The sequence below is a fragment of the Rahnella sikkimica genome, from assembly GCF_002951615.1.
Lineage (GTDB): Bacteria > Pseudomonadota > Gammaproteobacteria > Enterobacterales > Enterobacteriaceae > Rahnella > Rahnella sikkimica.
This window is the reverse complement of sequence record NZ_CP019062.1, coordinates 3,606,140-3,631,679: the sequence shown is the minus strand read 5'-3', so window position 1 is coordinate 3,631,679 and position 25,540 is coordinate 3,606,140. Positions and strand designations below refer to the sequence as shown.

Annotated in this window: 24 protein-coding genes; 15 read left to right on the top strand and 9 right to left on the bottom strand. The window is 53.0% G+C overall.

The window, feature by feature from the left end:
- Nucleotides 1-85: 85 nt before the first annotated feature.
- A complete protein-coding gene (locus BV494_RS16755; RefSeq protein ID WP_104923876.1) occupies nucleotides 86-1,423 on the top strand; it encodes an NCS2 family permease in 1,338 nt (445 codons plus the stop codon).
- 89 nt (nucleotides 1,424-1,512) lie between these two features.
- Here BV494_RS16755 and BV494_RS16750 read toward each other — a convergent pair whose 3' ends face one another.
- The gene (locus BV494_RS16750) at nucleotides 1,513-2,082 is read right to left on the bottom strand and encodes an NADPH-dependent FMN reductase (RefSeq protein WP_104923875.1); all 570 of its coding nucleotides are present in this window, start codon (nucleotides 2,080-2,082) and stop codon (nucleotides 1,513-1,515) included.
- Between the two features lie 93 nt (nucleotides 2,083-2,175).
- Nucleotides 2,176-2,895 carry a 4'-phosphopantetheinyl transferase family protein gene (locus BV494_RS16745; RefSeq protein ID WP_104923874.1) on the bottom strand — a complete coding sequence of 240 codons (720 nt, stop codon included), beginning with the start codon at nucleotides 2,893-2,895 and terminating at the stop codon, nucleotides 2,176-2,178.
- 324 nt (nucleotides 2,896-3,219) lie between these two features.
- Here BV494_RS16745 and BV494_RS16740 point away from each other — a divergent pair, with 324 nt between their 5' ends.
- Nucleotides 3,220-5,115 carry a methyl-accepting chemotaxis protein gene (locus tag BV494_RS16740; RefSeq protein ID WP_104923873.1) on the top strand — a complete coding sequence of 632 codons (1,896 nt, stop codon included), beginning with the start codon at nucleotides 3,220-3,222 and terminating at the stop codon, nucleotides 5,113-5,115.
- A 67-nt stretch (nucleotides 5,116-5,182) separates the two neighbouring features.
- Here the strand turns inward: BV494_RS16740 and BV494_RS16735 are convergent, their stop codons facing one another.
- Complete coding sequence (locus tag BV494_RS16735) at nucleotides 5,183-6,070, bottom strand: LysR substrate-binding domain-containing protein (protein WP_104923872.1); 888 nt, start codon at nucleotides 6,068-6,070, stop codon at nucleotides 5,183-5,185.
- Between the two features lie 100 nt (nucleotides 6,071-6,170).
- Here BV494_RS16735 and BV494_RS16730 point away from each other — a divergent pair, with 100 nt between their 5' ends.
- The gene (locus BV494_RS16730) at nucleotides 6,171-6,770 is read left to right on the top strand and encodes a short chain dehydrogenase (protein WP_104923871.1); all 600 of its coding nucleotides are present in this window, start codon (nucleotides 6,171-6,173) and stop codon (nucleotides 6,768-6,770) included.
- Nucleotides 6,771-6,836: 66 nt separating this feature from the next.
- Here BV494_RS16730 and mnmE read toward each other — a convergent pair whose 3' ends face one another.
- The 5 genes from mnmE to rpmH form a co-directional block, all read right to left on the bottom strand.
- Nucleotides 6,837-8,201: a tRNA uridine-5-carboxymethylaminomethyl(34) synthesis GTPase MnmE gene (mnmE, locus tag BV494_RS16725; RefSeq protein WP_104923870.1), complete on the bottom strand. Its 1,365-nt coding sequence runs from the start codon at nucleotides 8,199-8,201 to the stop codon at nucleotides 6,837-6,839.
- Between the two features lie 104 nt (nucleotides 8,202-8,305).
- Entirely contained in the window at nucleotides 8,306-9,940 is a 1,635-nt protein-coding gene (yidC, locus tag BV494_RS16720; protein WP_104923869.1) for a membrane protein insertase YidC, read from the bottom strand.
- A 2-nt stretch (nucleotides 9,941-9,942) separates the two neighbouring features.
- Nucleotides 9,943-10,200 carry a membrane protein insertion efficiency factor YidD gene (yidD, locus tag BV494_RS16715; RefSeq protein ID WP_013577705.1) on the bottom strand — a complete coding sequence of 86 codons (258 nt, stop codon included), beginning with the start codon at nucleotides 10,198-10,200 and terminating at the stop codon, nucleotides 9,943-9,945.
- A complete protein-coding gene (gene rnpA / locus BV494_RS16710) occupies nucleotides 10,164-10,523 on the bottom strand; it encodes a ribonuclease P protein component (protein ID WP_071823635.1) in 360 nt (119 codons plus the stop codon). Before rnpA ends, yidD begins: the two co-directional genes overlap by 37 nt.
- A gap of 18 nt (nucleotides 10,524-10,541) precedes the next feature.
- Nucleotides 10,542-10,682, bottom strand: coding sequence for a 50S ribosomal protein L34 (rpmH, locus tag BV494_RS16705; RefSeq protein ID WP_104923868.1), 141 nt, complete (start codon nucleotides 10,680-10,682; stop codon nucleotides 10,542-10,544).
- A 687-nt stretch (nucleotides 10,683-11,369) separates the two neighbouring features.
- Here rpmH and dnaA point away from each other — a divergent pair.
- From dnaA to BV494_RS16650, 11 genes are all read left to right on the top strand, one after another.
- Complete coding sequence (gene dnaA / locus BV494_RS16700) at nucleotides 11,370-12,761, top strand: chromosomal replication initiator protein DnaA (RefSeq protein ID WP_104923867.1); 1,392 nt, start codon at nucleotides 11,370-11,372, stop codon at nucleotides 12,759-12,761.
- Between the two features lie 4 nt (nucleotides 12,762-12,765).
- On the top strand, nucleotides 12,766-13,866 hold the full coding sequence (gene dnaN / locus BV494_RS16695; protein ID WP_101077808.1) for a DNA polymerase III subunit beta: 1,101 nt from the start codon (nucleotides 12,766-12,768) through the stop codon (nucleotides 13,864-13,866).
- Between the two features lie 9 nt (nucleotides 13,867-13,875).
- Complete coding sequence (gene recF, locus BV494_RS16690) at nucleotides 13,876-14,964, top strand: DNA replication/repair protein RecF (RefSeq protein WP_104923866.1); 1,089 nt, start codon at nucleotides 13,876-13,878, stop codon at nucleotides 14,962-14,964.
- Nucleotides 14,965-14,983: 19 nt separating this feature from the next.
- Complete coding sequence (gene gyrB, locus BV494_RS16685; protein ID WP_104923865.1) at nucleotides 14,984-17,398, top strand: DNA topoisomerase (ATP-hydrolyzing) subunit B; 2,415 nt, start codon at nucleotides 14,984-14,986, stop codon at nucleotides 17,396-17,398.
- Between the two features lie 147 nt (nucleotides 17,399-17,545).
- Nucleotides 17,546-18,361 (top strand): sugar-phosphatase, encoded by an 816-nt coding sequence (gene yidA / locus BV494_RS16680; protein WP_104923864.1) that lies wholly within the window; start codon nucleotides 17,546-17,548, stop codon nucleotides 18,359-18,361.
- Between the two features lie 307 nt (nucleotides 18,362-18,668).
- Complete coding sequence (locus BV494_RS16675; protein WP_104923863.1) at nucleotides 18,669-19,367, top strand: FadR/GntR family transcriptional regulator; 699 nt, start codon at nucleotides 18,669-18,671, stop codon at nucleotides 19,365-19,367.
- Complete coding sequence (locus tag BV494_RS16670) at nucleotides 19,364-20,254, top strand: 2-dehydro-3-deoxygalactonokinase (protein WP_104923862.1); 891 nt, start codon at nucleotides 19,364-19,366, stop codon at nucleotides 20,252-20,254. The genes BV494_RS16675 and BV494_RS16670 overlap by 4 nt, the downstream gene beginning before the upstream one ends.
- Complete coding sequence (locus tag BV494_RS16665; protein ID WP_104923861.1) at nucleotides 20,238-20,855, top strand: 2-dehydro-3-deoxy-6-phosphogalactonate aldolase; 618 nt, start codon at nucleotides 20,238-20,240, stop codon at nucleotides 20,853-20,855. The genes BV494_RS16670 and BV494_RS16665 overlap by 17 nt, the downstream gene beginning before the upstream one ends.
- The gene (gene dgoD, locus BV494_RS16660) at nucleotides 20,852-22,000 is read left to right on the top strand and encodes a galactonate dehydratase (protein ID WP_104923860.1); all 1,149 of its coding nucleotides are present in this window, start codon (nucleotides 20,852-20,854) and stop codon (nucleotides 21,998-22,000) included. The genes BV494_RS16665 and dgoD overlap by 4 nt, the downstream gene beginning before the upstream one ends.
- A 110-nt stretch (nucleotides 22,001-22,110) precedes the next feature.
- Nucleotides 22,111-23,406 (top strand): MFS transporter, encoded by a 1,296-nt coding sequence (locus BV494_RS16655; protein WP_104923859.1) that lies wholly within the window; start codon nucleotides 22,111-22,113, stop codon nucleotides 23,404-23,406.
- 66 nt (nucleotides 23,407-23,472) lie between these two features.
- Nucleotides 23,473-24,738 carry a YidR family protein gene (locus BV494_RS16650; RefSeq protein ID WP_104923858.1) on the top strand — a complete coding sequence of 422 codons (1,266 nt, stop codon included), beginning with the start codon at nucleotides 23,473-23,475 and terminating at the stop codon, nucleotides 24,736-24,738.
- A gap of 48 nt (nucleotides 24,739-24,786) precedes the next feature.
- On the opposite strand, the gene BV494_RS16645 is transcribed toward BV494_RS16650, so the two are convergent.
- Complete coding sequence (locus tag BV494_RS16645; RefSeq protein WP_104923857.1) at nucleotides 24,787-25,164, bottom strand: YceK/YidQ family lipoprotein; 378 nt, start codon at nucleotides 25,162-25,164, stop codon at nucleotides 24,787-24,789.
- Between BV494_RS16645 and BV494_RS25885 the strand changes: the two genes are divergently transcribed.
- Nucleotides 25,091-25,294: a hypothetical protein gene (locus tag BV494_RS25885; protein WP_192938186.1), complete on the top strand. Its 204-nt coding sequence runs from the start codon at nucleotides 25,091-25,093 to the stop codon at nucleotides 25,292-25,294. The genes BV494_RS16645 and BV494_RS25885 overlap by 74 nt on opposite strands.
- Nucleotides 25,295-25,540 lie beyond the last annotated feature (246 nt).

Genomic DNA, 25,540 nt, shown 5'->3' with positions numbered 1-25,540 from the left:
ATCCCCCACATCCAGTGCTGGCGCTTTCCGGCTAAAATCCTTAGGATACCCCCCGATTGTTTTTCCCCCATTTTGGAACTCACTAATGAGCACACCACACAGCAATGCTACCGGTGGAAAAGGTCTGGCTGAACGTCTGTTTAAACTGACGCAGCACGGCACCACGGTACGCACCGAAACTATCGCAGGCTTAACCACCTTCCTGACCATGGTCTACATCGTTTTCGTGAACCCGCAGATTCTGGGTGTCGCGGGCATGGATAAGCAGGCCGTCTTTGTAACCACCTGTCTGATTGCCGCGTTCGGCAGCATCCTGATGGGCGTGATTGCCAACCTGCCGGTGGCGCTGGCACCTGCTATGGGCCTGAACGCCTTCTTCGCCTTTGTGGTGGTCGGTGCGATGGGTGTTTCCTGGCAAATCGGCATGGGCGCTATTTTCTGGGGCGCTGTTGGCCTGCTGTTGCTGACCATTTTCCGTATCCGTTACTGGATGATCGCGAACATTCCGGTCAGCCTGCGCGTGGGGATTACCGCCGGTATCGGGCTGTTCATCGGCATGATGGGGCTGAAAAACGCCGGCATTATTGTTGCGAACCCGGACACCATCGTCACCATCGGTAACCTGACATCCCACAACGTGCTGCTGGGCGTGCTGGGTTTCTTCATCATTGCGGTGCTGGCGTCACGTAACTTCCACGCCTCCGTGCTGGTGTCGATTGTGGTGACTACGGGCATTGGCCTGGCGATTGGTGATGTGCATTACAACGGTTTCTGGTCGATGCCACCGAGCATCACCACCGTCGTCGGTCAGGTTGACCTGAAAGGCGCACTGAATATCGGTCTGGCGGGCGTTATTTTCTCCTTCATGCTGGTAAACCTGTTTGACTCCTCCGGTACGCTGATTGGCGTCACGGACAAAGCTGGTCTGGCGGATGAGAAGGGTAAATTCCCGCAGATGAAACAGGCGCTGTACGTCGACAGTATTTCCTCTGTGGCGGGCGCTTTCATCGGGACCTCTTCCGTGGGCGCGTATATCGAAAGCACGTCCGGCGTGTCCGTGGGTGGCCGCACCGGCCTGACCGCCGTCGTGACCGGTTTACTGTTCCTGCTGGTGATCTTCATTTCCCCGCTGGCGGGCATGGTGCCGGAATACGCCGCAGCCGGCGCGCTGATTTATGTGGGTGTTCTGATGACCTCCAGCCTGGCGCGCGTTTCATGGGATGACCTGACTGAAGCGGTTCCTGCTTTCGTGACGGCAGTGATGATGCCATTCAGCTTCTCCATCACTGAAGGTATTGCGTTGGGCTTCATCTCTTATGTGGTGATGAAACTGGGCACAGGCCGCTGGAGAGAAATCAGCCCGTGCGTCGTTGTCGTTGCCCTGCTGTTTGTGCTGAAAATCGCGTTTGTTGACGGGCATTAATCCGCACGCGTTTTACTCAAGGCAGTAAATAAAACAGCCCGCCACTTTCGATAAGTTGGCGGGCTGTTTGCATTTTTAGCGACTGAAAATTATTTGCTGACGCGGTGCGTGTAATCGGCAAATGCGGTCAGCTGGCTTTTAAGGAAATCCAGCGTCCCCTGATCGGTCACTTCACCGGTGTGCTCGTCCACTTTGTTCTGGATAACGCCACCCATGAATTCAGGTTTGTTCATCACCATCGCGTCGAGGAAGACCAGAATCTGGCGCAGATGATACTGGCAACGTGCGCCGCCGACCGGCCCCATTGAACTGGTCTGAATCAGCACTGGTTTGCCCGCCAGTGGCTGGTTTGGCAAACGGGAAATCCAGTCGATGGCGTTCTTCAGGCCGCCGGGAACGGAATAGTTATATTCCGGCGTCACGATGATCACGCCATCCGCCTGGCGGATTTGCTCAGCAATCGCGTCTAAATCGGCCGGAAAGCCCTCTTCCTGCTGAATATCCGCATCATATAACGGCAGAGTGCCGATAGATGGCAGCGCTTCAATGGTGACGCCCTCAGGCGCGACTTTCGGCAGCGTGCGCGCGACCATACCGTTGTAAGAGGCTTTACGAAGACTACCTAACAGTGTGACAAACTTCAGAGGCTTTGCTGACATGATTAACTCCTGTTATGGATGACTCTCTGATTCTTACCTTAAACGAAAAACGGCACGGCGATATACAAGGTTTATGAAAACATGCGTGAAGTTTTATTTGGCAGGCGGCAGGCTGGTGAACTTCATAAAATGTGGAGAGTCGGATTGCTGATCTGAAGACAAGGTTTGCGTACGGGTAAAACCATTTTCCGGTTCATAGCGCCAGCACTGCAAACGGATAATCGACGGCGACTGCGCGCACGCCCAGGTAATCGACCCTTCAATATCACTCATCACCTGCGCCTCCGGTGTCGCTATTGAGCGCAAACGCCCGGAAGCCGGATTCAGGCTGAGCGTCAGCGGGCCTTGCTCGTTCAGGCCGGACATCTTCAGCATACTTTGACGAATACACCACAGCTGCAGCGAGGATTCCACCGGGTCGGACTGCATGGCAATCCAGGTTTTTTCGACGGCGGACAGTTGCTGCTGCGGGTTGACCAGTGCGCTGCGTGCGTGAATGATTTCGAGATCAAGCCCGACTTTCCCTTCGCTGCTGATCAGAACGCCTGCGGTGCTGCCTGCATACGCCAGGCTGAAGTCGGGGAGATCGGGGGATTCAAAGCTCGGGCGACCACTGGGCAGCGTGATCACATGGGGAAGTTCTGCGATGCCGTAAAGGTAGAAAATGATTTCAGCCAGCAGGACACGGCCGTTTAAGAAACGTCTTCGCTGTTTATCAGAGAGATGTCTTGCGGACATCACAATACTTTTGGGCAACCGGTGTGTATCCGGTTCGGCTTCCGTCACAGCCCATCTTGCAAAATGGCACGCCATTGTTCACTCCATGATTAATGGTTCGACCGTATTTTCTCTACATTCTGAAAGAATAACATTAAGAGAAATCATTAAAAACCGCTTAAACCCAGCGTCTGTGCACACTTTTTTTACTTTTCGGAAAGTTTTTCATAACCATAAAGTGAAACTAATCACACGATTAACCACATATTGAGAAATAATCTCATCGGGACGATGTTCTGGTTTTTCACTCCGATGATCCGAGTCCCAGATATATCTACTATAGCCTCATAAAGAAACGTCAGAAAATGCCGTTATTAGTTAAGCAGCGATCTCGCTGCTTTGCCTGTGAGTTACCCTAAAATGTTAAAAACAACGCAATCCCGCTTTATCGCATTGATCAGCTTGTTTTTTATTGTGCTGATCATCGTCACGCTCATTGTGATCCAGGTCTTTGTTGCCCCTCAGCTGAAACAAACAGAAAGCACTCTGGTTGCGAATCAGGTTGATGATATCGCCGTTGTGGTCAACGACCGGCTGAACAAAGTGGAATCTCAGGTGCGTACCATCACTCAAACCGTCGCACAAATGGACAGCGACAGCATTGACCGGCTGCTTCCTGCACTGGTTGATCAATATGGTGATTCTGCCGTATTTGGCGGCGGTATCTGGCCTTTGCCGAATCAGCGTGACCCGGCAAAAATCAAATTCAGCACCTTCTTCGCGCGAAATAATAATAATCAGCTGACGGTAAACACCTTCTGGAACAGCGCCGAATCGCCGAATTACTTCGAGCAATCCTGGTATCTCGCCGCTTCAAAAGGCGAAAAGGGCCAGTGTGTCTGGGCACCCGCCTACTTTGATGACGCCAGCCCTCAGCCGCGTACCAACTGTGCGATGCCGATTTATAAAGGCGATAAACTCTGGGGTGTGGCCACTGTTGACGTCACGCTGGGTTTCTTTAACCAGCTGGTGGCTGAAATGGAGAAAAAAGTCCACGGCACCATTTATATCGTCGAAAAAGACGGCAAAATTGTTGGCAGCAGCCATTCCGGTGACGAAAAGTTACCGAAGCTGGCTTCTCTGGGTGAACAATCTCCACTGGCGTTGCAGATCCGTAAAAGCCTTGACCAGATTGACGGGCAGCCGAATCTGATTGCCGACTACGACAACAACGGCACGTCCCACACCATGTTCATGAGCAACATTCAGGGGCCGTGGTTTATCGCGACCGATATGCCGACCAGCCAGCTACTGACGCGTACGCACGGTATCCTGCAAAGTCTGGGTCTGGTGCAAATCCCGATGGTGATTTTATTGCTGGTCGTTCTGATCACGGCGATCAAAATTTTTATGCGCCAGCTGGATGGGCTGTATAAAAATATCAGCCAGCTTTCGGCCGGTGGTGCGGATCTGACTCTTCGCTTGCCGGAAAGCCGCAGCCCTGAATTTAACCGTGTTAACCAGAGTTTCAACCAATTCCTGTCATTCCTGCAATCGATCCTCCGTCAGGTCGGTGACAGCAGTCTGGCGATCACGTCGGCATCGCGTGAAATCGCCAGCGGTAATATGGATCTCTCCGGGCGTACCGAGGAGCAGGCGAGTTCTATTGTTGAAACGGCGGCTTCGATGGAACAGCTCACCAGCACCGTGAAGCAGAATGCCGCTAACGCCGAAGGCGCTAACCAACTGGCGCGTGATGCGTCTGCGGTGGCACAGAAAGGGTCGGAAGTGGTGAAACAGGTCGTCGATACCATGGGTTCGATCACCCGTTCCTCGCACAAAATTGTCGATATCATCAGCGTGATCGACGGTATTGCCTTCCAGACCAACATTTTGGCGCTGAATGCCGCTGTCGAAGCGGCGCGTGCCGGTGAACAGGGGCGCGGCTTTGCCGTCGTCGCCTCCGAAGTGCGCAGCCTGGCACAACGTTCCGCAACGTCCGCCCGTGAAATCAAAAAGCTGATTGAAGATTCTGTCGCGGATATCTCCACCGGCAGCCAGCTGGTGGCAACTGCCGGGACGACGATGGATGAAGTCATGGGCGGCGTAAATAACGTGGCGACGCTGATGAACGAAATCATGTCTTCCAGTCAGGAACAAAGCCTCGGTATCGAGCAGGTGAACGTTGCGATCACCCAGCTGGATAACGCCACTCAGCAGAATGCGGCGCTGGTGGAACAGGTTTCTGCGGCCGCTCAGGCCATGCAGGATCAGACGGTTCAGCTGGAAACCGTGGTGGCCGGCTTTAAACTCTGATTGTTTTTCACTGTAAATCGAACGGTAAGTGAGCGATCACTTACCGTTTTTTTTATGGAAGGAATAATCAGTAGAAATCGTTTTCTGTCATGTAGTTAATCAGGCTGTTCAGCTTCGCTCGCGGGCGGAAATCGGGGAGATAAACCACATGCACGGCACGCGGCGTGGGAATGAAAGACTCGAGAACCGGAATAAGCCTGCCGCGGAGAATATCCTCGGCCAGTAACACTTTGGGCTGCAACAGCAAACCGGCGCTTTCCAGCGCAGCAGCACGCAGCGCATGACCGTCGTTGGAGACATAGCGGCTGTTCACCGGCCACGCCGACGTGGTGCGTTCTGCATTCGCCAGTTGCCAGCCTTCGCTCTGATTCCAGACGGAGTGGATCAGGCACGGATGGGTTTTCAGATCTTCCGGCGATTCGGGCGTGCCGTTGCGCTGCAAATACTCAGGTGAAGCGCAGATCACCATCTCGTAGGGTTTCAGTGGCCTTGCGACCAGCCGGTCATCCCCGATTTCACCAATACGGATGGCGAGATCGAAGTTTTCGCCGATTAAATCGACGCGGGCATTGCTCAGCACCAGTTCCACTTTGACCTGCGGGTAGAGATTCAGATAGCGGGCGAGCATCGGCGCAATCACGCTGGAACCTAAGGAAACCGGCGCACTGACGCGCAGTAATCCGGTGGGCACGCTTTGCAGACTTTCCATCGCGTTTTCAGTGGCTTTCATCTGTTCCAGCACCCGTTTGCCATTTTCGTAAAACACGTCACCGGCATCGGTCAGGCTTTGTTTACGGGTTGTGCGCTGCAAAAGCCGGGCGTTCAGATGCTTTTCCAGTTGCTGAATATGCTTGCCAACCATCACCGCTGAAATCCCCAGCTTTTCGGCTGCGTTGCTAAAATTTCCTGATTCGACCACGCAAATAAAGACTTCAATATTCCGCAGCTTATCCATATTACTAACCCAGAGTTAGGACAGAACAAATATTGTAAGTCTATATCTAACTTTTAGTTTGGTTAATGATGAGCCGGTACACAAAATCGAGGAATGAAAAATGAAAATTTTAGTCATTGGCGGTACGGGCACCTTGGGCAAAGCAGTGGTCAGCGTATTAGGCGACAACCATAGCGTCATTACTGCAGGCAAAACGCACGGCGATTTTCAGGTGGATATTACCGATGAAAGCAGCGTGAAAGCGCTTTTCGCCCGCACCGGTAAACTTGACGCGATTATCTCAACGACCGGCAGCCTGCATTTTGGCCCACTGGAAGAAATGACGGCAGAACAATTTAATACCGGGTTGCAGGATAAGCTGCTCGGGCAGGTACGCATTGCGCTGATCGGCAAAGCATTTCTCAACGACGGCGGTTCAATCACATTGACCAGCGGTATCGTTGCCGACGAACCTATCCGTCAGGGCGCAAATGCGACAGCCGTAAACGCCGCCGTGGAAGGCTTTGTGCGTGCAGCCGCGATTGAATTGCCGCGGGGAATTCGCATCAATGGCGTCAGCCCGACGGTGGTTGAAGAATCTCTCGAAGGTTACGGCCCGTTCTTCCCGGGCTTTGAAGCTGCACCGGCGGCCCGCGTGGCAAAAGCCTATGTGCGCAGCGTGGAAGGCGCGCAGACCGGGCGCATTTATAAAGTGTGGTAAGATAAATTACTGAATTACATAAAAAAGCCCGCAGTATTCGCGGGCTTTTCTGCATTTCACCGGTCATTATTTCCCGATACAGAAACTCGAGAAAATACGGCCCAGTAAATCGTCGGACGTGAATTCACCGGTGATTTCACTCAGCGACTGCTGCGCCAGACGCAGCTCTTCCGCCAGCAATTCACCCGCCCATGCGCCAAGCAGCTGATCTTTACCCTGCACCAGATGTTGCGCGGCGTCTTCCAGCGCCTGCAAGTGACGACGACGGGCGAGGAATCCGCCTTCCATGTTGTGATTAAAGCCCATCACCTGTTTAAGATGATCGCGCAGCAAATCCACGCCGTCGCCGGTACGGGCGGAAAGGCGAATAAGTGAGTGACCATTTACTTCGGTTTGCCCCAGCGTTTCGCCGGTGATATCGGCTTTATTACGCACCACGACGATAGGCAAAGAAGCCGGAAGGCGTGCCATAAACTCCGGCCAAATCTCTGCCGGTTCAGTGGCCGCGGTGGTAGTACCGTCGACCATAAACAGCACTAAATCTGCCTGTTCAATCTCATTCCACGCACGTTCGATACCGATGCGTTCCACTTCATCACTGGCTTCGCGCAGACCGGCGGTATCAATGATGTGCAACGGCATTCCGTCGAGATGAATATGTTCGCGCAGAACGTCGCGTGTGGTGCCCGCGATATCCGTCACAATCGCCGCTTCACGACCGGCTAGCGCGTTCAGCAGACTGGATTTACCGGCATTAGGACGCCCGGCAATCACCACTTTCATCCCTTCACGCAACAGGCTGCCCTGGCGGGCTTCAGCGCGCACGGCATCCAGATCGCCCATCACGGTGTTGAGTTTTGCTTCGATTTTGCCGTCAGACAGGAAGTCGATTTCTTCATCCGGGAAGTCGATTGCCGCTTCGACAAAGATTCGCAGGTGAGTGAGTGCTTCCACTAAATGATGAATACGCTGTGAGAAAACGCCTTGAAGCGAGTTCACCGCCGAGCGCGCGGCCTGTTCTGAACTGGCGTCGATCAGATCGGCGATGGCTTCTGCCTGTGCCAGATCCAGCTTATCGTTGAGAAATGCACGTTCAGAAAACTCGCCCGGACGTGCGATGCGCACATTTTCCAGCGCGACAATCCGCTTGAGCAGCAGGTCGAGAATGACCGGGCCGCCGTGGCCTTGCAGCTCCAGGACATCTTCACCGGTAAAGGAGTTCGGGCCGGGGAACCAGAGCGCAATTCCCTGATCTAACGTGCTGCCGTCGGTATCCTGAAACGGCAGATAATCGGCGTAGCGGGGTTTTGGCAGCTTACCTAAGACAGCCTGTGCCACATCACGCGCCGCACGGCCGGAAATGCGCAAAATGCCAACGCCGCCGCGACCGGGAGGCGTTGCCTGGGCAATAATGGTATCTGAGGTACTCATAGCATTTGTCTCTTTCTGAATATGCAAAAAGGCGGTCTCGATGACCGCCTTCGTGTCTTAATCATGAGTGTAGCGGTCAGGACGGGAAACGCCCTGACGCTGTCTTATGACTTTTTCTTGTCGCGGCTGTGCAGGCCACGTTTTTCCAGCCCGCGATAAATCAGCTGCTGCTGGAGAATGGTCACCAGGTTACTGACGATGTAGTACACCACCAGACCGGACGGGAACCACAGGAAGAACACGGTGAAGATGACCGGCATAAAGGTCATGATCTTCTGCTGCATCGGGTCAGTGACGGTTGTCGGCGACATCTTCTGAATGAAGAACATCGTGATACCCATCAGAACCGGCAGAATGTAGTACGGGTCTTGCGCTGACAGGTCATGGATCCACAGGATGAATGGCGCGTGACGCAATTCAATGGAACCAGACAGCATGTAATACAGTGCCAGGAAGATTGGCATCTGAATTACCAGCGGCAGACAGCCACCCAGCGGGTTCACTTTCTCAGACTTGTACAGCGCCATCATTTCCTGACTCATGCGCTGTTTGTCATCACCGATACGTTCACGCATCGCGGCCAGTTTCGGCTGCAACATACGCATTTTCGCCATCGACGTGTACTGAGCACGGGTCAGCGGGTACATGATACCGCGCACGATGAAGGTGATAACAATGATTGAGAAGCCCCAGTTACCGACGAAGCTGTTGATGAATTTCAACAGTTTGAACAGTGGCTGAGAGATGAACCACAACCAGCCGTAATCAACGGTCAGGTCAAGGTGAGGTGCGATAGCGGCCATTTTGTCCTGAAGTTCAGGACCGACCCACAGGGTAGACGCGACTTGTTGCTGCGCACCCGGTGCCACGGTAAACGGTGTACCTTTAAAGCCAATCGAGGAGATACCGTTGTTGGTGGTCGTGAAGAACGTGTTGGTGTCCTTCGCTGACGGGATCCACGCCGTTGCAAAATACTGCTGCAACATAGCTACCCAACCGCCTTGAGTCGTGACATTCAGCGCTTCGCTCTTATCGAACGCATACTTCTGATATTTGTCATCACTTGAGGAGTAAGCCGCGCCACGGAACGTATGCAGCGCAAAGTTATTGCTGCCGGTGTCGCGGTGCTTAGGCAAATCGGTGGTTTGTTTCAACTGGCCAAACAGGGTCAGTTCAAGCGGGGCAGCCGTGGTGTTATTGATGTTGTATTCAACGCTCACCGCGTAAGAACCACGTTTGATCACGAAGGTTTTGGTATAAACCGCACCGTTTTGCGCCGTGTAAGACATCGGAATGCGCAGTTCAGACTGACCTTCAGCCAATGTGAACGAATCCGAGCTGGCCTGGAACAGAGGACGTTCGCCGTTCGCCGGATTATCTGGCCCGTTTTTACCTGTCAGACCGCTTTGAGCCTGATAGAGGAAATTAGGAGTCGTTTCCAGTAACTGGAAAGGCTGGTCAGAGCCCAAAGATGTAGGGTAAGCAGTCAGCAGAGCCTGCTCAATGTCGCCACCACGGGTGTTGATCGTTAATGACAGCACATCACTGTTAACTGTAATTAATTTGCCCTGTCCGCTACCAGGAACAGCCTGGTTAGCAGCATCACCGTTTGCAGTGTTCGCAGTCTGTTGCGTGGTCTGGTTGGCGGGTTGCGGAGCGTGGTCCGTTTGCCATGCCTGCCAGATCATGAAAGACACGAACAGCAGAGCGATGAGGAAAAGATTGCGTTGCGAATCCATCGTTAGTGTTCTCTGTTATTGTCGGTTTTCGGCGGTACGGGGTCATCACCACCTGGGTTCAAAGGATGGCATTTTAATACGCGTTTCAATGTCAACCAACTGCCTTTTAACATGCCAAAACGACCAATTGCTTCAATACTGTATTGAGAGCAGGTTGGTCGAAAGCGGCAATGCGGCCCGAGCAACGGACTGATGAATAACTGATAACCACGTATCAGTTTAATCAGGATGCGGGAGCCTGTCGGCAATGTCGACGCCATAATTTCTCCAACGCTTCCGTCAGTGCGCGATTATCTAAATCGGCGACACCCTTCTTGGCGACCACCACAAAATCCATCGACGGCAGCGTGTGCTGATTCAACCGGAAACTTTCGCGGGTTAGGCGTTTAATCCGATTGCGTTCATGTGCGCGTTTGACGTGTTTTTTTGCGACGGTGAGACCGATGCGGGGATGCCCCAGCTCGTTCAGGCGGCCGAGTATGGTGATTTGCGGCGTGCCAGCCCGTTGTGGCTGCTGGAAGACGAAAGTGAAATGACGGGGAGTTAACAAACGTAACTCCCTGGGAAAAGCGAGCTTAACCACTAAATAGGTTAGCTTTTATTACTTAGAAGCTGACAGACGGGTACGGCCTTTCGCACGACGGCGAGCCAGAACCTGACGACCATTTTTGGTGGCCATACGAGCACGGAAGCCGTGGGTACGGTTGCGCTTCAATACGGACGGTTGGAAAGTGCGTTTCATGGCGATTTCTACCTAAACTTAAATTATTACTGATCAGTAAACGCGAAGACATTTCGGCGAAAATACGACCGGTGCCTTTGTCGCAACATATAAAGAAGCGGGATTGTAATAACTGTACAGTCCTGAGTCAATTTACATTGCCAAGAAATGGCTCAAGTGTTTACCAGAATGGCCCGTGGTCACACCGTAATATCCATCTGGTTATGACCATCAGGAACACAGGCTTCACACGTAGGGCTGAGGATTATACGGACTCTGCTATAAATCGCAAGGATCCTCGGCTGATCCTTATCCACAGGGGGGAGATCTTTCGCCCAAATTGGCGAAAATAGCCTCAGCGGACTCCTATTTTTTCACCAGAGTGATGATTACGTCGCCTAATTTTAAAAGGATCGGCTAAGCTTACCCACTTGCCGATCAGTGCCTGTGGATAAAAAGGATCTAAACTCTCAGTAAGGGGAGGATCTCTGTGACGGATTGCGTTATGATCCGCCATTCCGATCGCGATCCCAGCACGGGTAGCTTTCGACAAAAACCGTAAAAAGCGGTTCACACGTGACTTTACGCCACTGACAGGGTGGTGAGAGAAATTTCCCCCATTGCCGGGCGGGACGTGTGCCAAAAATCATGATTTAAAAAATATCCTGATCCTTTTCTTTTTTTATACTTGTTCGAGTGGAGTCCGCCGTGTCACTTTCGCTTTGGCAGCAATGTCTTGCCCGTTTGCAGGATGAACTACCTGCCACAGAATTCAGTATGTGGATACGCCCCCTACAGGCGGAACTCAACGACAATACGCTGGCGCTTTACGCCCCGAATCGTTTTGTCCTGGATTGGGTTCGTGACAAATACCTAAACAATATTAACGGCTTGCTAAACGATTTCTGTGGCACGGATGCTCCGTTGCTGCGTTTTGAAGTCGGCAGCAAACCGGTGATTCAACGCGTCAGTCAACCGGTCGCGGCCAGCGTCAGCTCACAGTCTGCACCTGCTATTCCGCGTCTGGCACCGTCCCGCCCAAGCTGGGACAGCTCTCCGGTGCAGCCCGAACTTTCTTACCGTTCTAACGTCAATCCGAAGCATACTTTCGACAACTTCGTTGAAGGTAAATCAAACCAACTGGCTCGCGCGGCGGCGCGTCAGGTGGCTGATAATCCGGGTGGCGCATACAATCCGCTTTTCCTTTATGGCGGCACCGGTCTGGGTAAAACCCACTTATTGCACGCGGTCGGTAACGGCATTATGGCGCGCAAAGCCAATGCCAAAGTGGTGTACATGCACTCCGAGCGTTTTGTGCAGGACATGGTCAAAGCCCTGCAAAACAACGCCATTGAAGAATTCAAACGCTACTACCGTTCAGTCGATGCTTTGCTTATCGATGACATCCAATTCTTTGCTAATAAAGAACGTTCGCAGGAAGAGTTCTTCCACACCTTTAATGCCCTGCTGGAAGGTAATCAGCAGATCATCCTGACCTCTGACCGCTATCCGAAAGAGATCAACGGTGTTGAAGATCGTCTGAAATCGCGTTTCGGCTGGGGCCTGACGGTGGCGATCGAGCCGCCAGAATTAGAAACCCGCGTGGCGATCCTGATGAAAAAGGCAGACGAGAACGATATCCGTCTGCCGGGTGAAGTCGCATTCTTTATTGCTAAACGTCTGCGTTCCAATGTGCGTGAACTCGAAGGCGCACTGAACCGCGTAATCGCCAATGCCAACTTTACTGGCCGTGCGATTACCATCGACTTCGTTCGTGAAGCGTTGCGCGATTTGCTGGCGCTTCAGGAGAAGCTGGTCACTATCGATAATATTCAGAAAACAGTGGCCGAATATTATAAAATCAAGGTCGCTGACCTGCTTTCCAAACGGCGTTCCCGTTCGGTAGCCCGTCCACGCCAGATGGCGATGGCGCTGGCGAAAGAGCTGACCAACCACAGCCTGCCAGAAATCGGCGATGCGTTCGGTGGTCGGGACCATACCACGGTGTTGCACGCCTGCCGGAAAATCGAGCAGTTGCGTGAAGAAAGTCACGACATCAAAGAAGATTTCTCCAACTTAATCAGAACATTATCTTCCTAGCGCTATGAAATTTATTGTTGAACGTGAGCATTTGCTGAAACCACTGCAACAGGTCAGTAGCCCGCTGGGTGGACGACCGACGTTGCCAATTCTGGGTAACCTGTTATTACAGGTGACGGATGGCGCGTTGTCGCTGACCGGGACGGATCTGGAAATGGAGATGGTGGCGAAAGTCGCGCTGTCTCAGCCACATGAAGCCGGGGCGACCACCGTTCCTGCGCGTAAATTCTTTGATATCTGCCGGGGTTTGCCAGAAGGCGCGGAAATTTCCGTCGCACTCGACGGTGACCGCATGCTGGTAAAATCAGGCCGCAGCCGTTTCTCGCTGTCGACCCTCCCGGCAACAGATTTCCCTAATCTCGACGACTGGCAAAGCGAGGTGGAATTCACCCTGCCGCAGGCCACGTTGAAACGTCTGATTGAAGCCACGCAGTTCTCGATGGCGCATCAGGACGTCCGTTATTATTTAAACGGCATGCTGTTTGAAACCGAAGGTGAAGAACTGCGTACCGTGGCGACCGACGGTCACCGCCTGGCCGTTTGTTCAATGCCTGTGGGTCAGTCATTGCCTTCGCATTCGGTGATCGTGCCGCGTAAAGGCGTGATGGAACTGGTGCGTTTGCTCGACGGCGGCGACACCACGCTGCAACTGCAAATCGGCAGCAACAATATCCGTGCGCATGTCGGCGACTTCATTTTCACGTCCAAACTGGTTGATGGCCGTTTCCCTGATTATCGCCGCGTATTGCCGAAAAATCCGGACAAAACGTTGCAGGCGGGTTGCGACCTGCTGAAACAGGCGTTTGCCCGTGCTGCCATTCTTTCTAACGAAAAATTCCGTGGTGTGCGTTTGTATGTCAGCCATAACCAGCTGAAAATCACCGCCAATAACCCGGAACAGGAAGAAGCAGAAGAAATTCTGGATGTCGGCTACGAAGGCACCGAAATGGAAATCGGCTTCAACGTCAGTTATGTGCTGGATGTGCTGAACGCGCTCAAGTGCGAAGACGTGAATCTGCTGCTCACCGACTCGGTGTCCAGCGTGCAGATCGAAGACGCTGCGAGCCAGTCGGCCGCGTACGTTGTCATGCCGATGAGGCTCTAGTCTGAATTAATGGCCTTAACGCGCTTACTGATAAAAGATTTCCGCAACATCGAGGCGGCGGATTTAGATCCCTCGCCCGGTTTTAACTTTCTCGTCGGTCCCAACGGCAGCGGTAAAACCAGCGTGCTCGAGGCGGTATACACCCTCGGGCATGGCCGCGCTTTTCGCAGTTTGCTCGCCGGACGCGTTATTCGTCACGATCAGCCTGAATTTGTGCTGCATGCGCGGGTTGATGACGGCGGCGATCGTGAGTTATCGATTGGCCTGAGCAAAAGCCGTCAGGGAGACAGTAAAGTGCGCATCGACGGCAGCGACGGACACAAAGTGTCTGAACTGGCGCAGATGTTGCCGATGCAACTTATCACGCCCGAAGGCTTCACCCTGCTTAATGGCGGGCCGAAGTACCGGCGGGCGTTTATCGACTGGGGTTGTTTCCATCACGATCCCGGTTTTTTTATCGCCTGGAGCAACCTGAGACGGTTACTCAAGCAACGCAACGCCGCGTTGCGACAGGTGAGTCGCTATGCGCAAATTCGTGCCTGGGATCAGGAACTGATCCCGTTAGCCGAGCGTATTAGCGAATGGCGGGCGGCATACAGCGAAGCGATCGCGGCTGATATCAGCGCGACCTGCGCGCAATTCCTGCCTGAATTCGCCCTCAGTTTTTCGTTCCAGCGTGGATGGGACAAAGAAACCGAGTATGGCGAGTTGCTGGAGCGTAACTTTGAACGCGACAGGGCCTTAACCTATACCGCATCAGGTCCGCACAAAGCGGATTTCCGCATTCGTGCCGAAGGCACGCCGGTGGAAGATTTGCTGTCCCGTGGACAGCTGAAATTACTGATGTGTGCGCTCCGGTTAGCGCAGGGTGAGTTTCTCACCCGACAGAGCGGGCGGCGTTGCCTGTATCTTCTTGACGATTTTGCCTCCGAGCTGGATGCCGACAGACGTCGGTTGCTGGCGGATCGCCTGAAAGCCACCCAGGCACAGGTTTTTGTCAGTGCGATAAGCGCTGAGCAAGTGACCGACATGATGGGTGAAAAGGGCAAGATGTTCCGCGTGGAACAAGGTAAAATAGCCGTTCTATCACAGGACTAAAAATGAGCGAGAAACGTTGATGTCGAATTCTTATGACTCCTCAAGTATCAAGGTATTAAAAGGGCTGGACGCGGTGCGTAAGCGCCCCGGCATGTATATCGGCGATACCGATGACGGCACTGGTCTGCACCACATGGTATTCGAGGTTGTGGACAACGCTATCGACGAAGCCCTCGCGGGCCACTGTTCAGAGATTCAGGTCACGATCCACGCAGACAACTCTGTCTCCGTGCAGGATGATGGTCGTGGTATTCCTACCGGCATTCATGAAGAAGAGGGCGTTTCTGCTGCTCAGGTCATCATGACCGTTCTGCATGCTGGCGGTAAGTTCGATGATAACTCGTACAAAGTTTCCGGTGGTCTCCATGGCGTGGGTGTTTCCGTCGTTAACGCCTTGTCGGAAAAACTGGAGTTGGTTATCCGCCGCGAAGGCAAAGTGCACACCCAGACTTATGTGCACGGCGAGCCACAGGCTCCGCTGAAAACGATCGGTGATACCGATCAGACCGGAACCACGGTGCGTTTTTGGCCAAGCTTTAATACCTTCACCAATAACACCGAATTCGAGTATGAAATTCTGGCGAAACGCCTGCGTGAATTGTCATTCCTGAACTCCGGTGTGGCCATCCGTTTGCTGGACAAACGTGACGGCAAAAACGATCACTTCCATTACGAAGGCGGTATCAAAGCGTTCGTGGAATATCTGAACAAAAACAAAACGCCAATTCACCCCACCGTATTCTATTTCTCCACGGTGAAAGACGATATCGGCGTTGAAGTGGCGTTGCAGTGGAACGACGGCTTCCAGGAAAACATTTACTGCTTTACCAACAATATCCCTCAGCGCGACGGCGGCACCCACCTGGTTGGCTTCCGTTCTGCGATGACCCGTACGCTTAACGCGTATATGGATAAAGAAGGCTACAGCAAAAAATCAAAAATCAGCGCCACCGGTGATGATGCTCGTGAAGGTCTGATTGCCGTCGTTTCGGTAAAAGTGCCGGATCCTAAATTCTCTTCCCAGACCAAAGACAAACTGGTTTCTTCCGAAGTGAAGACCGCCGTTGAGTCACTGATGAACGAGAAGCTGGTGGATTATCTGATGGAAAACCCATCAGACGCCAAAATCGTAGTCGGGAAAATCATTGATGCAGCCCGTGCGCGTGAAGCAGCACGTAAAGCCCGCGAAATGACCCGCCGTAAAGGCGCGCTGGATCTGGCCGGTTTGCCGGGCAAACTGGCGGACTGTCAGGAACGCGACCCGGCGCACTCCGAACTGTACTTAGTGGAAGGGGACTCAGCGGGCGGCTCTGCAAAACAAGGCCGTAACCGTAAGAACCAGGCGATTCTGCCGTTGAAAGGTAAAATCCTCAACGTTGAGAAAGCGCGCTTCGACAAAATGCTGTCTTCTCAGGAAGTGGCAACGCTGATCACCGCGCTCGGTTGCGGTATCGGACGCGACGAATACAACCCGGATAAACTGCGCTATCACAGCATCATCATCATGACCGATGCCGACGTCGATGGTTCACACATCCGTACTCTGTTGCTGACCTTCTTCTACCGTCAGATGCCTGAAATTGTTGAACGTGGTCATGTGTTTATCGCACAGCCGCCGTTGTACAAAGTGAAGAAAGGCAAGCAGGAACAGTACATTAAAGATGACGAAGCAATGGATCAGTATCAGATCTCCATTGCGATGGACGGCGCAACGCTGCACGCCAACGCGCACGCACCGGCACTGGCGGGCGAACCGCTGGAAAAACTGGTGGCTGAACATCACAGCGTGCAGAAAATGATTGGCCGTATGGAACGTCGTTATCCGCGTGCGCTGCTCAACAACCTGATTTATCAGCCAACGCTGGCCGGTACTGAACTGGCCGAACAGGCTAAAGTTCAGGCCTGGATGGAGTCGCTGGTGGCGCTGCTGAATGAGAAAGAGCAGCACGGCAGCAGCTACAGCGCTATCGTACGTGAAAATCGTGAACAACAGATTTTCGAACCGGTTCTGCGCATCCGTACTCACGGCGTGGACACGGATTACGATCTGGATGCTGATTTCATTCAGGGCGGCGAATACCGCAAAATCTGTTCACTCGGTGAAAAACTGCGTGGCCTGATTGAAGAAGACGCGTACATCGAACGTGGCGAACGCCGTCAGCCAGTGACCAGCTTCGAGCAGGCGCTGGAATGGCTGGTGAAAGAGTCCCGTCGTGGCCTGTCGATTCAGCGTTACAAAGGTCTGGGCGAAATGAACCCTGATCAGCTGTGGGAAACCACCATGGACCCTGCACAACGTCGCATGTTACGTGTGACCGTGAAAGATGCCATTGCCGCTGACCAGTTGTTTACGACGCTGATGGGCGATGCGGTTGAACCGCGCCGCGCCTTTATCGAAGAAAACGCCCTGAAAGCAGCCAATATCGATATCTGATCCGCATCTGATTCTGTCTGCTGAAAAAGTCCGAACCGGGAAACCGCTTCGGACTTTTTTTTCGTCTGTCGTCACCCGCATTCTGACTGGCTTTAGCCCGGCATGTCGCTTAGCATTGAGAAAGATTTTTCAAACTCTGAGGATGCTATGGCTATTGAATTAATTGCAATTGATATGGACGGGACATTGCTCAATCCGCAGCATGAAGTGACACCTGCCGTAAAAAAAGCGTTATCCGATGCGCGTGCGAAAGGTGTACAAATCGTTCTGGCGACGGGCCGTCCGTTTATTGGCGTGCAGCGTTACCTGAAGGAACTGAATTTGCAGCAGGAAGGTTGTTACTGCATCACCAACAACGGTGCGCTGGTTCACAATGCGAAAGATGGCAGCGTGATCGCCGAAATATCCCTCAAAATTGAAGATTATCACTACTTCGAGAAACTGGCGCGTGAGCTTGGTGTGCATTTCCATGCACTGACTAAAACCGACCTTTATACCGCGAACCGCCACATCAGCAAATTCAGCGTGCATGAATCCTTCACGACCGGCATTCCGCTTCAGTTCTGCCCGGCGGAAGAAATGGACGCGTCCCTGACCTTCCCTAAAATCATGATGATTGATGATCCCGATGTGCTGGATCGCGCTATCAGCCAGCTTCCGCAGGAAGCCAAAGATCGCTATACCATCATGAAAAGCTCACCGTATTTCCTCGAAATCCTCGATAAGCGTGTGAACAAAGGTGAAGGCGTCAAAGTCCTTGCCGAAAAACTGAGCATTCCGCGCGAAAACGTCATGACGCTGGGCGACCAGGAAAATGACATCGCGATGCTGGAGTACGCCGGACTTGGTGTTGCGATGGGCAATGCGCTCGACAGCGTAAAAGCGGTCAGCCAGTTCGTCACCAAAACCAATACTGAAGACGGTGTGGCCTTTGCCGTGAACAAGTTTGTGCTGGGCCAGTAATTTCCTTTCCTGATAAAAATCGTCTGTTTCTCTGAAGGGAAACGGACGTTCTTTCTGCCGTGATCGCTGTTTCCCCCTTTCTGATTAACCTGTTGCGCCCCTTGCGGACGGTTTTTTCCGCAATTCCGCCCGCTTTTATCTTTGCATTGTCCGTTTTGTGATCTGAATTGTAGTACAACTATAATAAATGGTACTACTATGCGTGCAATGTGAGTGTGGAGTCTTACAAGGTTGTGCAGCAATCCCAAGACCTGAATGCACCGGAGCGGTAAAGTACGTTGTTTATTCTTTCAGCCCAGGAGCTTTTATGAACTCACTTGAACTCAGCAAAACCGACCGTCTTGTCATTGAAATGGGGCAGCAAATCGTGAGCGGGAAATACATTCCCGGCGCGGCATTGCCTTCTGAAATGGAGCTTTGCGAACAGTTTGATACGTCACGCAACATCATTCGTGAAGTACTGCGTTCGTTAACGGCGAAACGGTTAGTGGAAATTAAGCGTTACCGGGGTGCGTTCGTCTGCCCGCGTAATCAGTGGAATTACCTGGATACCGATGTCTTGCAGTGGGTTCTGGCCAGTGATTACGACCCGCGTTTAATCGCGGCGATGAGCGAAGTACGTAATCTGGTCGAGCCGACCATTGCGCGCTGGGCCGCAGAACGCGCGACATCGGGAGAGCTGGCGGTGATAGAAGACGCGCTCAACAGCATGATTGCCCATCATCAGGACCGCGATGCGTTTAACGAAGCCGATATCCGCTTCCATGAAGCCGTGCTGGCGGCGGTGCATAACCCGGTTTTACAGCAACTGAGTATCGCCATCAGCTCGCTACAGCGGGCGGTGTTTGAAAGAACGTACATGCCGGATGACAGCAATATGCCGCTGACGCTGCGTGAACATCAGGAATTGTTCAACGCAATCCGGCATCAGGATGCCAATGCAGCGGAGCAGGCGGCCATGAAAATGATTGCCTCTTCGACGAAACGACTCAAGGACATTACATGACAGCAAGCTATATCGCGCTCGACTGGGGTTCAACCAACCTGCGCGCTTTCTTGTATCAACAGGGGAAATGTACCGCACAAATCCGCTCAGAACGCGGGATCACCCGGCTGGACGGCAACACGCCCCAGCAAGTTTTCAGCGACGTGATTGCGCCGTGGCAGTCTTTGAATCTGCCCGTGATTATGGCGGGCATGATTGGCAGTAACGCTGGCTGGATCGATGTTCCTTATCTTTCCGCGCCGGTAAATCTCGATGCTCTCGGTCAGCATCTTTTTCCCCTAGAAGCCGCCCTGCCGGTAAAAGCCTGGCTTGTGCCGGGGATCTGCTTCAATCGTGACGATAACTGCAACGTGATGCGCGGCGAAGAAACCCAGCTTCTGGGGGCGTATGACGAATCTCCCGCTTCTTTATATCTGATGCCCGGCACGCACAGTAAATGGGTACATGCCGAAGGCAGCAAAATTTCTGATTTTCGCACCGCGATGACGGGCGAACTTCACCATCTCCTGATGAATTATTCGCTGATCGGCAAAGGTCTGCCTGAACAGCAAAACTCGGCGGACATCTTCCGGCTGGGGCTCGAATCCGGTTTTCGTCAGCCTGAAATCACCGGGCGCTTGTTTGAAGTCCGAGCCGCGCATGTGCTGAACCGGCTGGCGAAAACGGCGGTCAGCGACTGGCTTTCCGGCCTGCTGATTGGCAGCGAAGTGGCGCAGATGCTCAGCCATTTTGGCCGCGAACATCGCATTACCGTTATCGGGAATCCGCTGTTAACTGGCCGTTACGGGCAGGCGCTCGATCTGGCCGGTATCGGCGGGCAGGCCCTCGACGGCGATCAGGCTTTTCAATCAGGTATAAGGAGAATTGTGAATGCAATGGGCAACTAAAATTCCACTGATCGGCATTTTGCGGGGGATCCGCCCCGAGGAAGTGAACGCGCATATTACGGCGCTGCTTGATGCCGGTTTTGACGCCATCGAAATTCCGCTCAACTCGCCGGGCTGGCAAAAAAGTATCGCGCTGGCGGTCAGCACTTTCGGTCAGCGCGCATTGCTGGGTGCCGGAACCGTGCTGAAACCGGAGCAGGTCGATGAGCTGCATTCGCTGGGTAGCAAACTGGTGGTCACGCCAAACACCTGCCCGGACGTTATCCGCCGCGCGGTCGGACTCGGTATGACCGTTTGTGCCGGATGCGCGACGGCTACCGAAGCATTCAGCGCGCTGGATGCCGGTGCTCAGGCGCTGAAAATCTTCCCTTCTTCCGCTTTTGGCCCCGACTACATCAAAGCGCTGAAAGCCGTACTTCCGCCGGATGTGCCGGTATTTGCCGTCGGCGGCGTCACCCCTGAAAACCTGTCGGTTTACCTGAACGCCGGCTGTGCCGGTGCCGGGCTGGGCAGTGATTTGTACCGCGCAGGCCAGACGCCTGAAACTACCGCGCAGAAGGCGAACGCATTTATCAAAGCCTATAAGGACGCAACGCAATGAAAGTCACCAAACTGACCACCTATCGCTTAGCCCCGCGTTGGATGTTTCTGAAGATTGAGACGGACGAAGGCATTACCGGCTGGGGCGAACCGGTTATTGAAGGGCGCGCGCGCAGTGTGGAAGCCGCGGTTCATGAACTGAGTGAATATGTTATCGGGCAGGATCCGGCGCGTATCAACGACATCTGGCAGACACTCTATCGCGGCGGATTTTATCGCGGTGGCCCGATTCTGATGAGCGCGATTTCCGGTATTGATCAGGCGCTGTGGGACATCAAAGGCAAGGCTCTGGGCGTTCCGGTTTATCAGCTTCTGGGCGGTCTGGTGCGGGACAAAATCAAAGCCTACAGCTGGGTCGGCGGCGACAGACCGTCTGAACTCATTGATGGTATTAATAAATTACGCACGATTGGCTTCGATACCTTCAAGCTTAATGGCTGCGAAGAAATGGGCATTATCGAAAACGCCCGTCAGGTCGATGCAGCGGTATCGCAGGCGGCGCAAATCCGCGCTGAGTTTGGCAACGAAATTGAATTTGGCCTGGATTTCCATGGTCGTGTCAGCGCGCCGATGGCAAAAGTGCTGATCAAAGAACTCGAACCGTACCGTCCGTTGTTTATCGAAGAACCGGTTCTGGCCGAACAATCCGAATACTATCCACGCCTTGCGGCACAAACGCATATTCCGATTGCCGCCGGTGAACGCATGTTCTCGCGTTTTGATTTCAAACGCGTGCTGGCCGACGGCGGCCTGGCGATTGTTCAGCCTGATTTATCCCATGCAGGTGGCATTACCGAGTGCTTCAAAATTGCCGCGATGGCGGAATCTTATGACGTCGCTCTTGCGCCACATTGCCCGCTTGGCCCGATAGCGCTGGCCGCGTGTCTGCATATTGATTTCGTTTCGCGCAATGCCGTACTTCAGGAACAAAGCATGGGGATTCATTATAACCAGGGTGCTGAATTACTGGATTACGTTATTAATAAAGACGACTTTACAATGAATGACGGATATTTCTATCCTTCAAATAAACCGGGCTTAGGCGTCGAAATTAACGAAGAGCTGGTGATTGAACGCAGTAAAAATGCCCCTGACTGGCGTAACCCGTTGTGGCGTTATCCTGACGGAGCCGTCGCTGAATGGTAAAACAACTTCCGTAAAATATAAAAAATTCCTTCGAGTTAAAAAATATCAGAGCAATTTCTGAGTCACCCTTACGCCTGTTATTATAGGATAACCATTAATAGGAAATAAAAATGGATACCACCCTACAAGCCAAACCAACAAAAAGACGTTATATCACCTTATTCATGATCTTTATTACTGTGGTGATTTGTTATGTTGACCGCGCGAATCTGGCCGTTGCGTCTGCCCATATTCAGGAAGAATTTGGCATCAGCAAAACGCAGATGGGTTATATATTTTCTGCTTTTGCTTGGACGTATACCGCCTGCCAGATCCCCGGCGGCTGGTTTCTCGACAGAGTCGGGTCGAGAGTCACGTATTTCATCGCCATTTTAGGCTGGTCCGTCGCCACCTTATTCCAGGGGTTTGCCGGCGGATTGGCGTCCCTGATTGGTCTGCGTGCCGTAACGGGTATGTTTGAATCACCGGCTTTTCCGACCAATAACCGCATGGTCACCAGCTGGTTCCCGGAACAGGAACGTGCGTCTGCCGTGGGTTTTTACACTTCCGGTCAGTTTGTCGGCTTAGCCTTCCTGACGCCGCTACTGATCTGGATCCAGGAGATGTTGAGCTGGCACTGGGTATTTATCATCACTGGCGGTATCGGGATTATCTGGTCCGTGCTGTGGTTCTGCATTTACCAGTCTCCGCGTAAAAGCAAAGGGGTGAATGCGGAAGAACTGGAGCATATCCGCGCCGGTGGTGGTTTGGTTGATGGTGATACGCCAGCCGGGAAAAAGAACCGTGTACCGCTTACCGCCGCAGACTGGAAACTGGTGTTCAACCGTAAGCTTGTCGGTGTATATTTAGGGCAGTTCGCGGTGGCTTCCACACTGTGGTTTTTCCTGACGTGGTTTCCCAATTATCTGACGCAGGAAAAACACATTGCCGCGCTGACCGCAGGCTTTATGACGACCGTTCCGTTCCTGGCTGCGTTCTTTGGCGTATTATTATCGGGATTAGTGGCCGACAAATTAGTTTGCAACGGTAAATCTATAGGTTTTGCCCGTAAACTGCCTATTATCAGCGGGCTGTTATTATCCACCTGTATTATGGGTGCGAATTACACCAACGACCCGATATGGATAATGATATTAATGGCACTGGCTTTCTTTGGTAATGGTTTTGCTTCCATTACCTGGTCGCTGGTTTCCTCTCTTGCCCCGGTTCGATTAATTGGATTGACGGGCGGTGTGTTTAATCTGGCGGGCGGTTTGGGGGGAATTACCGTGCCATTAGTCGTCGGATATCTAGCGCAGGATTATGGCTTTGCACCGTCATTGATTTATATTTCCGCCGTGGCTTTATTGGGCGCGCTTTCATATATCTTCCTCGTGGGGGAAGTGAAACGCGTCGGTGATATCTGACGATTGTCTCCGGTCTCTGCCTGTCGTAGTCTTAGCCCATTCCAATAAGGATGGGCATTTTCACACATGAACGAAAAACAGTTAACTTCCGATGCCCGCGGGCATCAGTTGACCAACATTAACGTCTGGACGCCGGACAGCCAGTGGCTGGTGTACGACGTTCGTCCGCACGGTGGCTCTTTCACCGGTTCCACCATTGAGCGCGTGAATGTGAAGACCAGCGAGACGGAAGTCCTTTACCGCGCCGGTGAAGGGGCTCACGTGGGCGTGGTGACGGTCAGCCCGGACCAGCCTGTACGTTATACGTTTATTCATGGCCCGGAAAATCCGGATGCTGGCTGGCAGTATGATTTCCATCATCGCCGCGGCGTGATTGTCGCTGAGCCACAGCGCGCGCAGGCCGTGACGCTCGACGCGATGGACATCACCGCGCCGTTTACACCCGGTGCTTTGCGTGGCGGCACGCATGTTCACGTTTTCAGCCCCGACGGTTCCCGCCTCAGTTTTACCTACAACGACCATATTTTGCATGAACTGAATCCTGCTCTGGATTTACGCAACGTCGGTGTCGCCCTGTCGGCACATCCCGTCACGCCGCCAAAACATCATCCCCGCGAATACGATGGCAGCCATTTCAGCGTGCTGGTCAGTGAAACCACCGCTACGCCGCAGCCCGGCAGCGACGACATCAACCGCGCTTATGAAGAAGGCTGGATCGGGCGCGAGGGTTATGTAAAGCCTGATGGCCGCCGTCAGCGCCAGGCGCTGGCTTTTATCGGCGATACGCTTTCAGCCCGCGGAGAAAAGCATCCGGAAATATTCGTGGTGGATTTGCCGGAAGATGACGCGGATTACCTGAAAGCGGGGGAAAAACCGTTGCAGGGAACGCCGGAAACGCTGCCTGCGCCACCGGCAGGCGTGAAACAGCGGCGCATTACGTTTACCGAAAAAGGCATCGCCACTCAGCCGCGTCACTGGTTACGGTCTTCGCCAGACGGCGGCCAGATTGCGTTTCTGATGAAAGATGAAAAAGACGTGGTGCAGTTCTGGACCGTTTCGCCTAATGGCGGGAAACCAGTGCAGATCAGTCATTCGGCCAGCGGAATTCAGTCGGCGTTTAGCTGGAGCCCTGACGGAAAATCGGTGGCGCTGGTGTGCGATAACAGCGTGATGCGTCTGGATGTGGAAAGCGGAGACATGCACCGCCTGACCGGAAGAACGGAAATCGCGCCGTGCGCGGATGCGGTGGTGTATTCACCCGACGGCAGCCAGGTGGCCTTTATGCGTCAGGTGGGGGAGTTTGCGCAAATCTTCGCCACGGCCAGTCACTGAGTTTTTTAACCGGCCGGTCTGGCCGGTTTCACACAATTCAGCCGACACTTATTTTTTGTGCGTGGAGGATTTTTCACCGCGCGGCGTCGTGTTCATCGGCGGGACGTGATCGATATCCACCCCGTTGCTCAGCGCAATATTGTGTTCTTCGCTGGCTTTAACCCGGTCGCGCGTCGTCACTTTCCCGCTGCGGTAATAATCGTAAGGCAGCAAAAACGTATCGAGTAAGGCGCTGAAAGGCAAATCCACTAACAGCAGCGGGGTCATTGCCCAGCTGGTGTCGTCGCTTTTCATCATATTGACGTCTGAACGTGTGCCCGAATAATACCCGGTATCGCCCCCGGTGTGGCTCATGACGCTGGAACAGCCGCTCGTCGCTAAAAAAACACATCCTGTCATCAGCGGCGTTAATACACATTTCTTCATGTTAGAACTCATCTTATGCTGTCAGGCTGAGCTTTTAAATCAAAGTGACTTATACCACCCAGCACAAAAAATTAACAAAGCAAGCTGTAGCTCTGTGGCTGCGATCCCATTAAGTGTAATGACTATTTGAAATCTTGCAGGAAACCGCCTGCTATCCCTGGCTTTTCGCCGTGGCAATATTTGTATTCTGGCCCCCGCAGTTCAAACAAAAACAAAATTTTTGTCTTTTTCTTGCGAACGCCCACTTGAAATTATCGCTTTAATCGCCATTTTTAATGTACGACGCAGGAGAACGATCGCCGGAAGGGATCATGAATATAAACTGCGTCGCGAGCCTGTCCCATCCGGAAGGCTATATACATACACTCGCTGAATG

What these genes read in the sequence shown, in the direction of transcription:
- gyrB (WP_104923865.1), top strand. Translation starts at nt 14,984, where the DNA reads ATGTCGAATTCTTATGACTCCTCAAGTATCAAGGTATTAAAAGGGCTG.
- recF (WP_104923866.1), top strand. Translation starts at nt 13,876, where the DNA reads ATGGCCTTAACGCGCTTACTGATAAAAGATTTCCGCAACATCGAGGCG.
- yidC (WP_104923869.1), bottom strand. Translation starts at nt 9,940, where the DNA reads ATGGATTCGCAACGCAATCTTTTCCTCATCGCTCTGCTGTTCGTGTCT.
- mnmE (WP_104923870.1), bottom strand. Translation starts at nt 8,201, where the DNA reads ATGAGTACCTCAGATACCATTATTGCCCAGGCAACGCCTCCCGGTCGC.
- yidA (WP_104923864.1), top strand. Translation starts at nt 17,546, where the DNA reads ATGGCTATTGAATTAATTGCAATTGATATGGACGGGACATTGCTCAAT.
- BV494_RS16730 (WP_104923871.1), top strand. Translation starts at nt 6,171, where the DNA reads ATGAAAATTTTAGTCATTGGCGGTACGGGCACCTTGGGCAAAGCAGTG.
- yidD (WP_013577705.1), bottom strand. Translation starts at nt 10,200, where the DNA reads ATGGCGTCGACATTGCCGACAGGCTCCCGCATCCTGATTAAACTGATA.
- BV494_RS16750 (WP_104923875.1), bottom strand. Translation starts at nt 2,082, where the DNA reads ATGTCAGCAAAGCCTCTGAAGTTTGTCACACTGTTAGGTAGTCTTCGT.
- BV494_RS16645 (WP_104923857.1), bottom strand. Translation starts at nt 25,164, where the DNA reads ATGAAGAAATGTGTATTAACGCCGCTGATGACAGGATGTGTTTTTTTA.
- BV494_RS16670 (WP_104923862.1), top strand. Translation starts at nt 19,364, where the DNA reads ATGACAGCAAGCTATATCGCGCTCGACTGGGGTTCAACCAACCTGCGC.
- BV494_RS16675 (WP_104923863.1), top strand. Translation starts at nt 18,669, where the DNA reads ATGAACTCACTTGAACTCAGCAAAACCGACCGTCTTGTCATTGAAATG.
- BV494_RS16655 (WP_104923859.1), top strand. Translation starts at nt 22,111, where the DNA reads ATGGATACCACCCTACAAGCCAAACCAACAAAAAGACGTTATATCACC.
- BV494_RS16665 (WP_104923861.1), top strand. Translation starts at nt 20,238, where the DNA reads ATGCAATGGGCAACTAAAATTCCACTGATCGGCATTTTGCGGGGGATC.
- BV494_RS16755 (WP_104923876.1), top strand. Translation starts at nt 86, where the DNA reads ATGAGCACACCACACAGCAATGCTACCGGTGGAAAAGGTCTGGCTGAA.
- rpmH (WP_104923868.1), bottom strand. Translation starts at nt 10,682, where the DNA reads ATGAAACGCACTTTCCAACCGTCCGTATTGAAGCGCAACCGTACCCAC.
- BV494_RS16650 (WP_104923858.1), top strand. Translation starts at nt 23,473, where the DNA reads ATGAACGAAAAACAGTTAACTTCCGATGCCCGCGGGCATCAGTTGACC.
- dgoD (WP_104923860.1), top strand. Translation starts at nt 20,852, where the DNA reads ATGAAAGTCACCAAACTGACCACCTATCGCTTAGCCCCGCGTTGGATG.
- BV494_RS16740 (WP_104923873.1), top strand. Translation starts at nt 3,220, where the DNA reads ATGTTAAAAACAACGCAATCCCGCTTTATCGCATTGATCAGCTTGTTT.
- BV494_RS25885 (WP_192938186.1), top strand. Translation starts at nt 25,091, where the DNA reads ATGACGCTGGAACAGCCGCTCGTCGCTAAAAAAACACATCCTGTCATC.
- dnaN (WP_101077808.1), top strand. Translation starts at nt 12,766, where the DNA reads ATGAAATTTATTGTTGAACGTGAGCATTTGCTGAAACCACTGCAACAG.
- BV494_RS16735 (WP_104923872.1), bottom strand. Translation starts at nt 6,070, where the DNA reads ATGGATAAGCTGCGGAATATTGAAGTCTTTATTTGCGTGGTCGAATCA.
- BV494_RS16745 (WP_104923874.1), bottom strand. Translation starts at nt 2,895, where the DNA reads ATGGCGTGCCATTTTGCAAGATGGGCTGTGACGGAAGCCGAACCGGAT.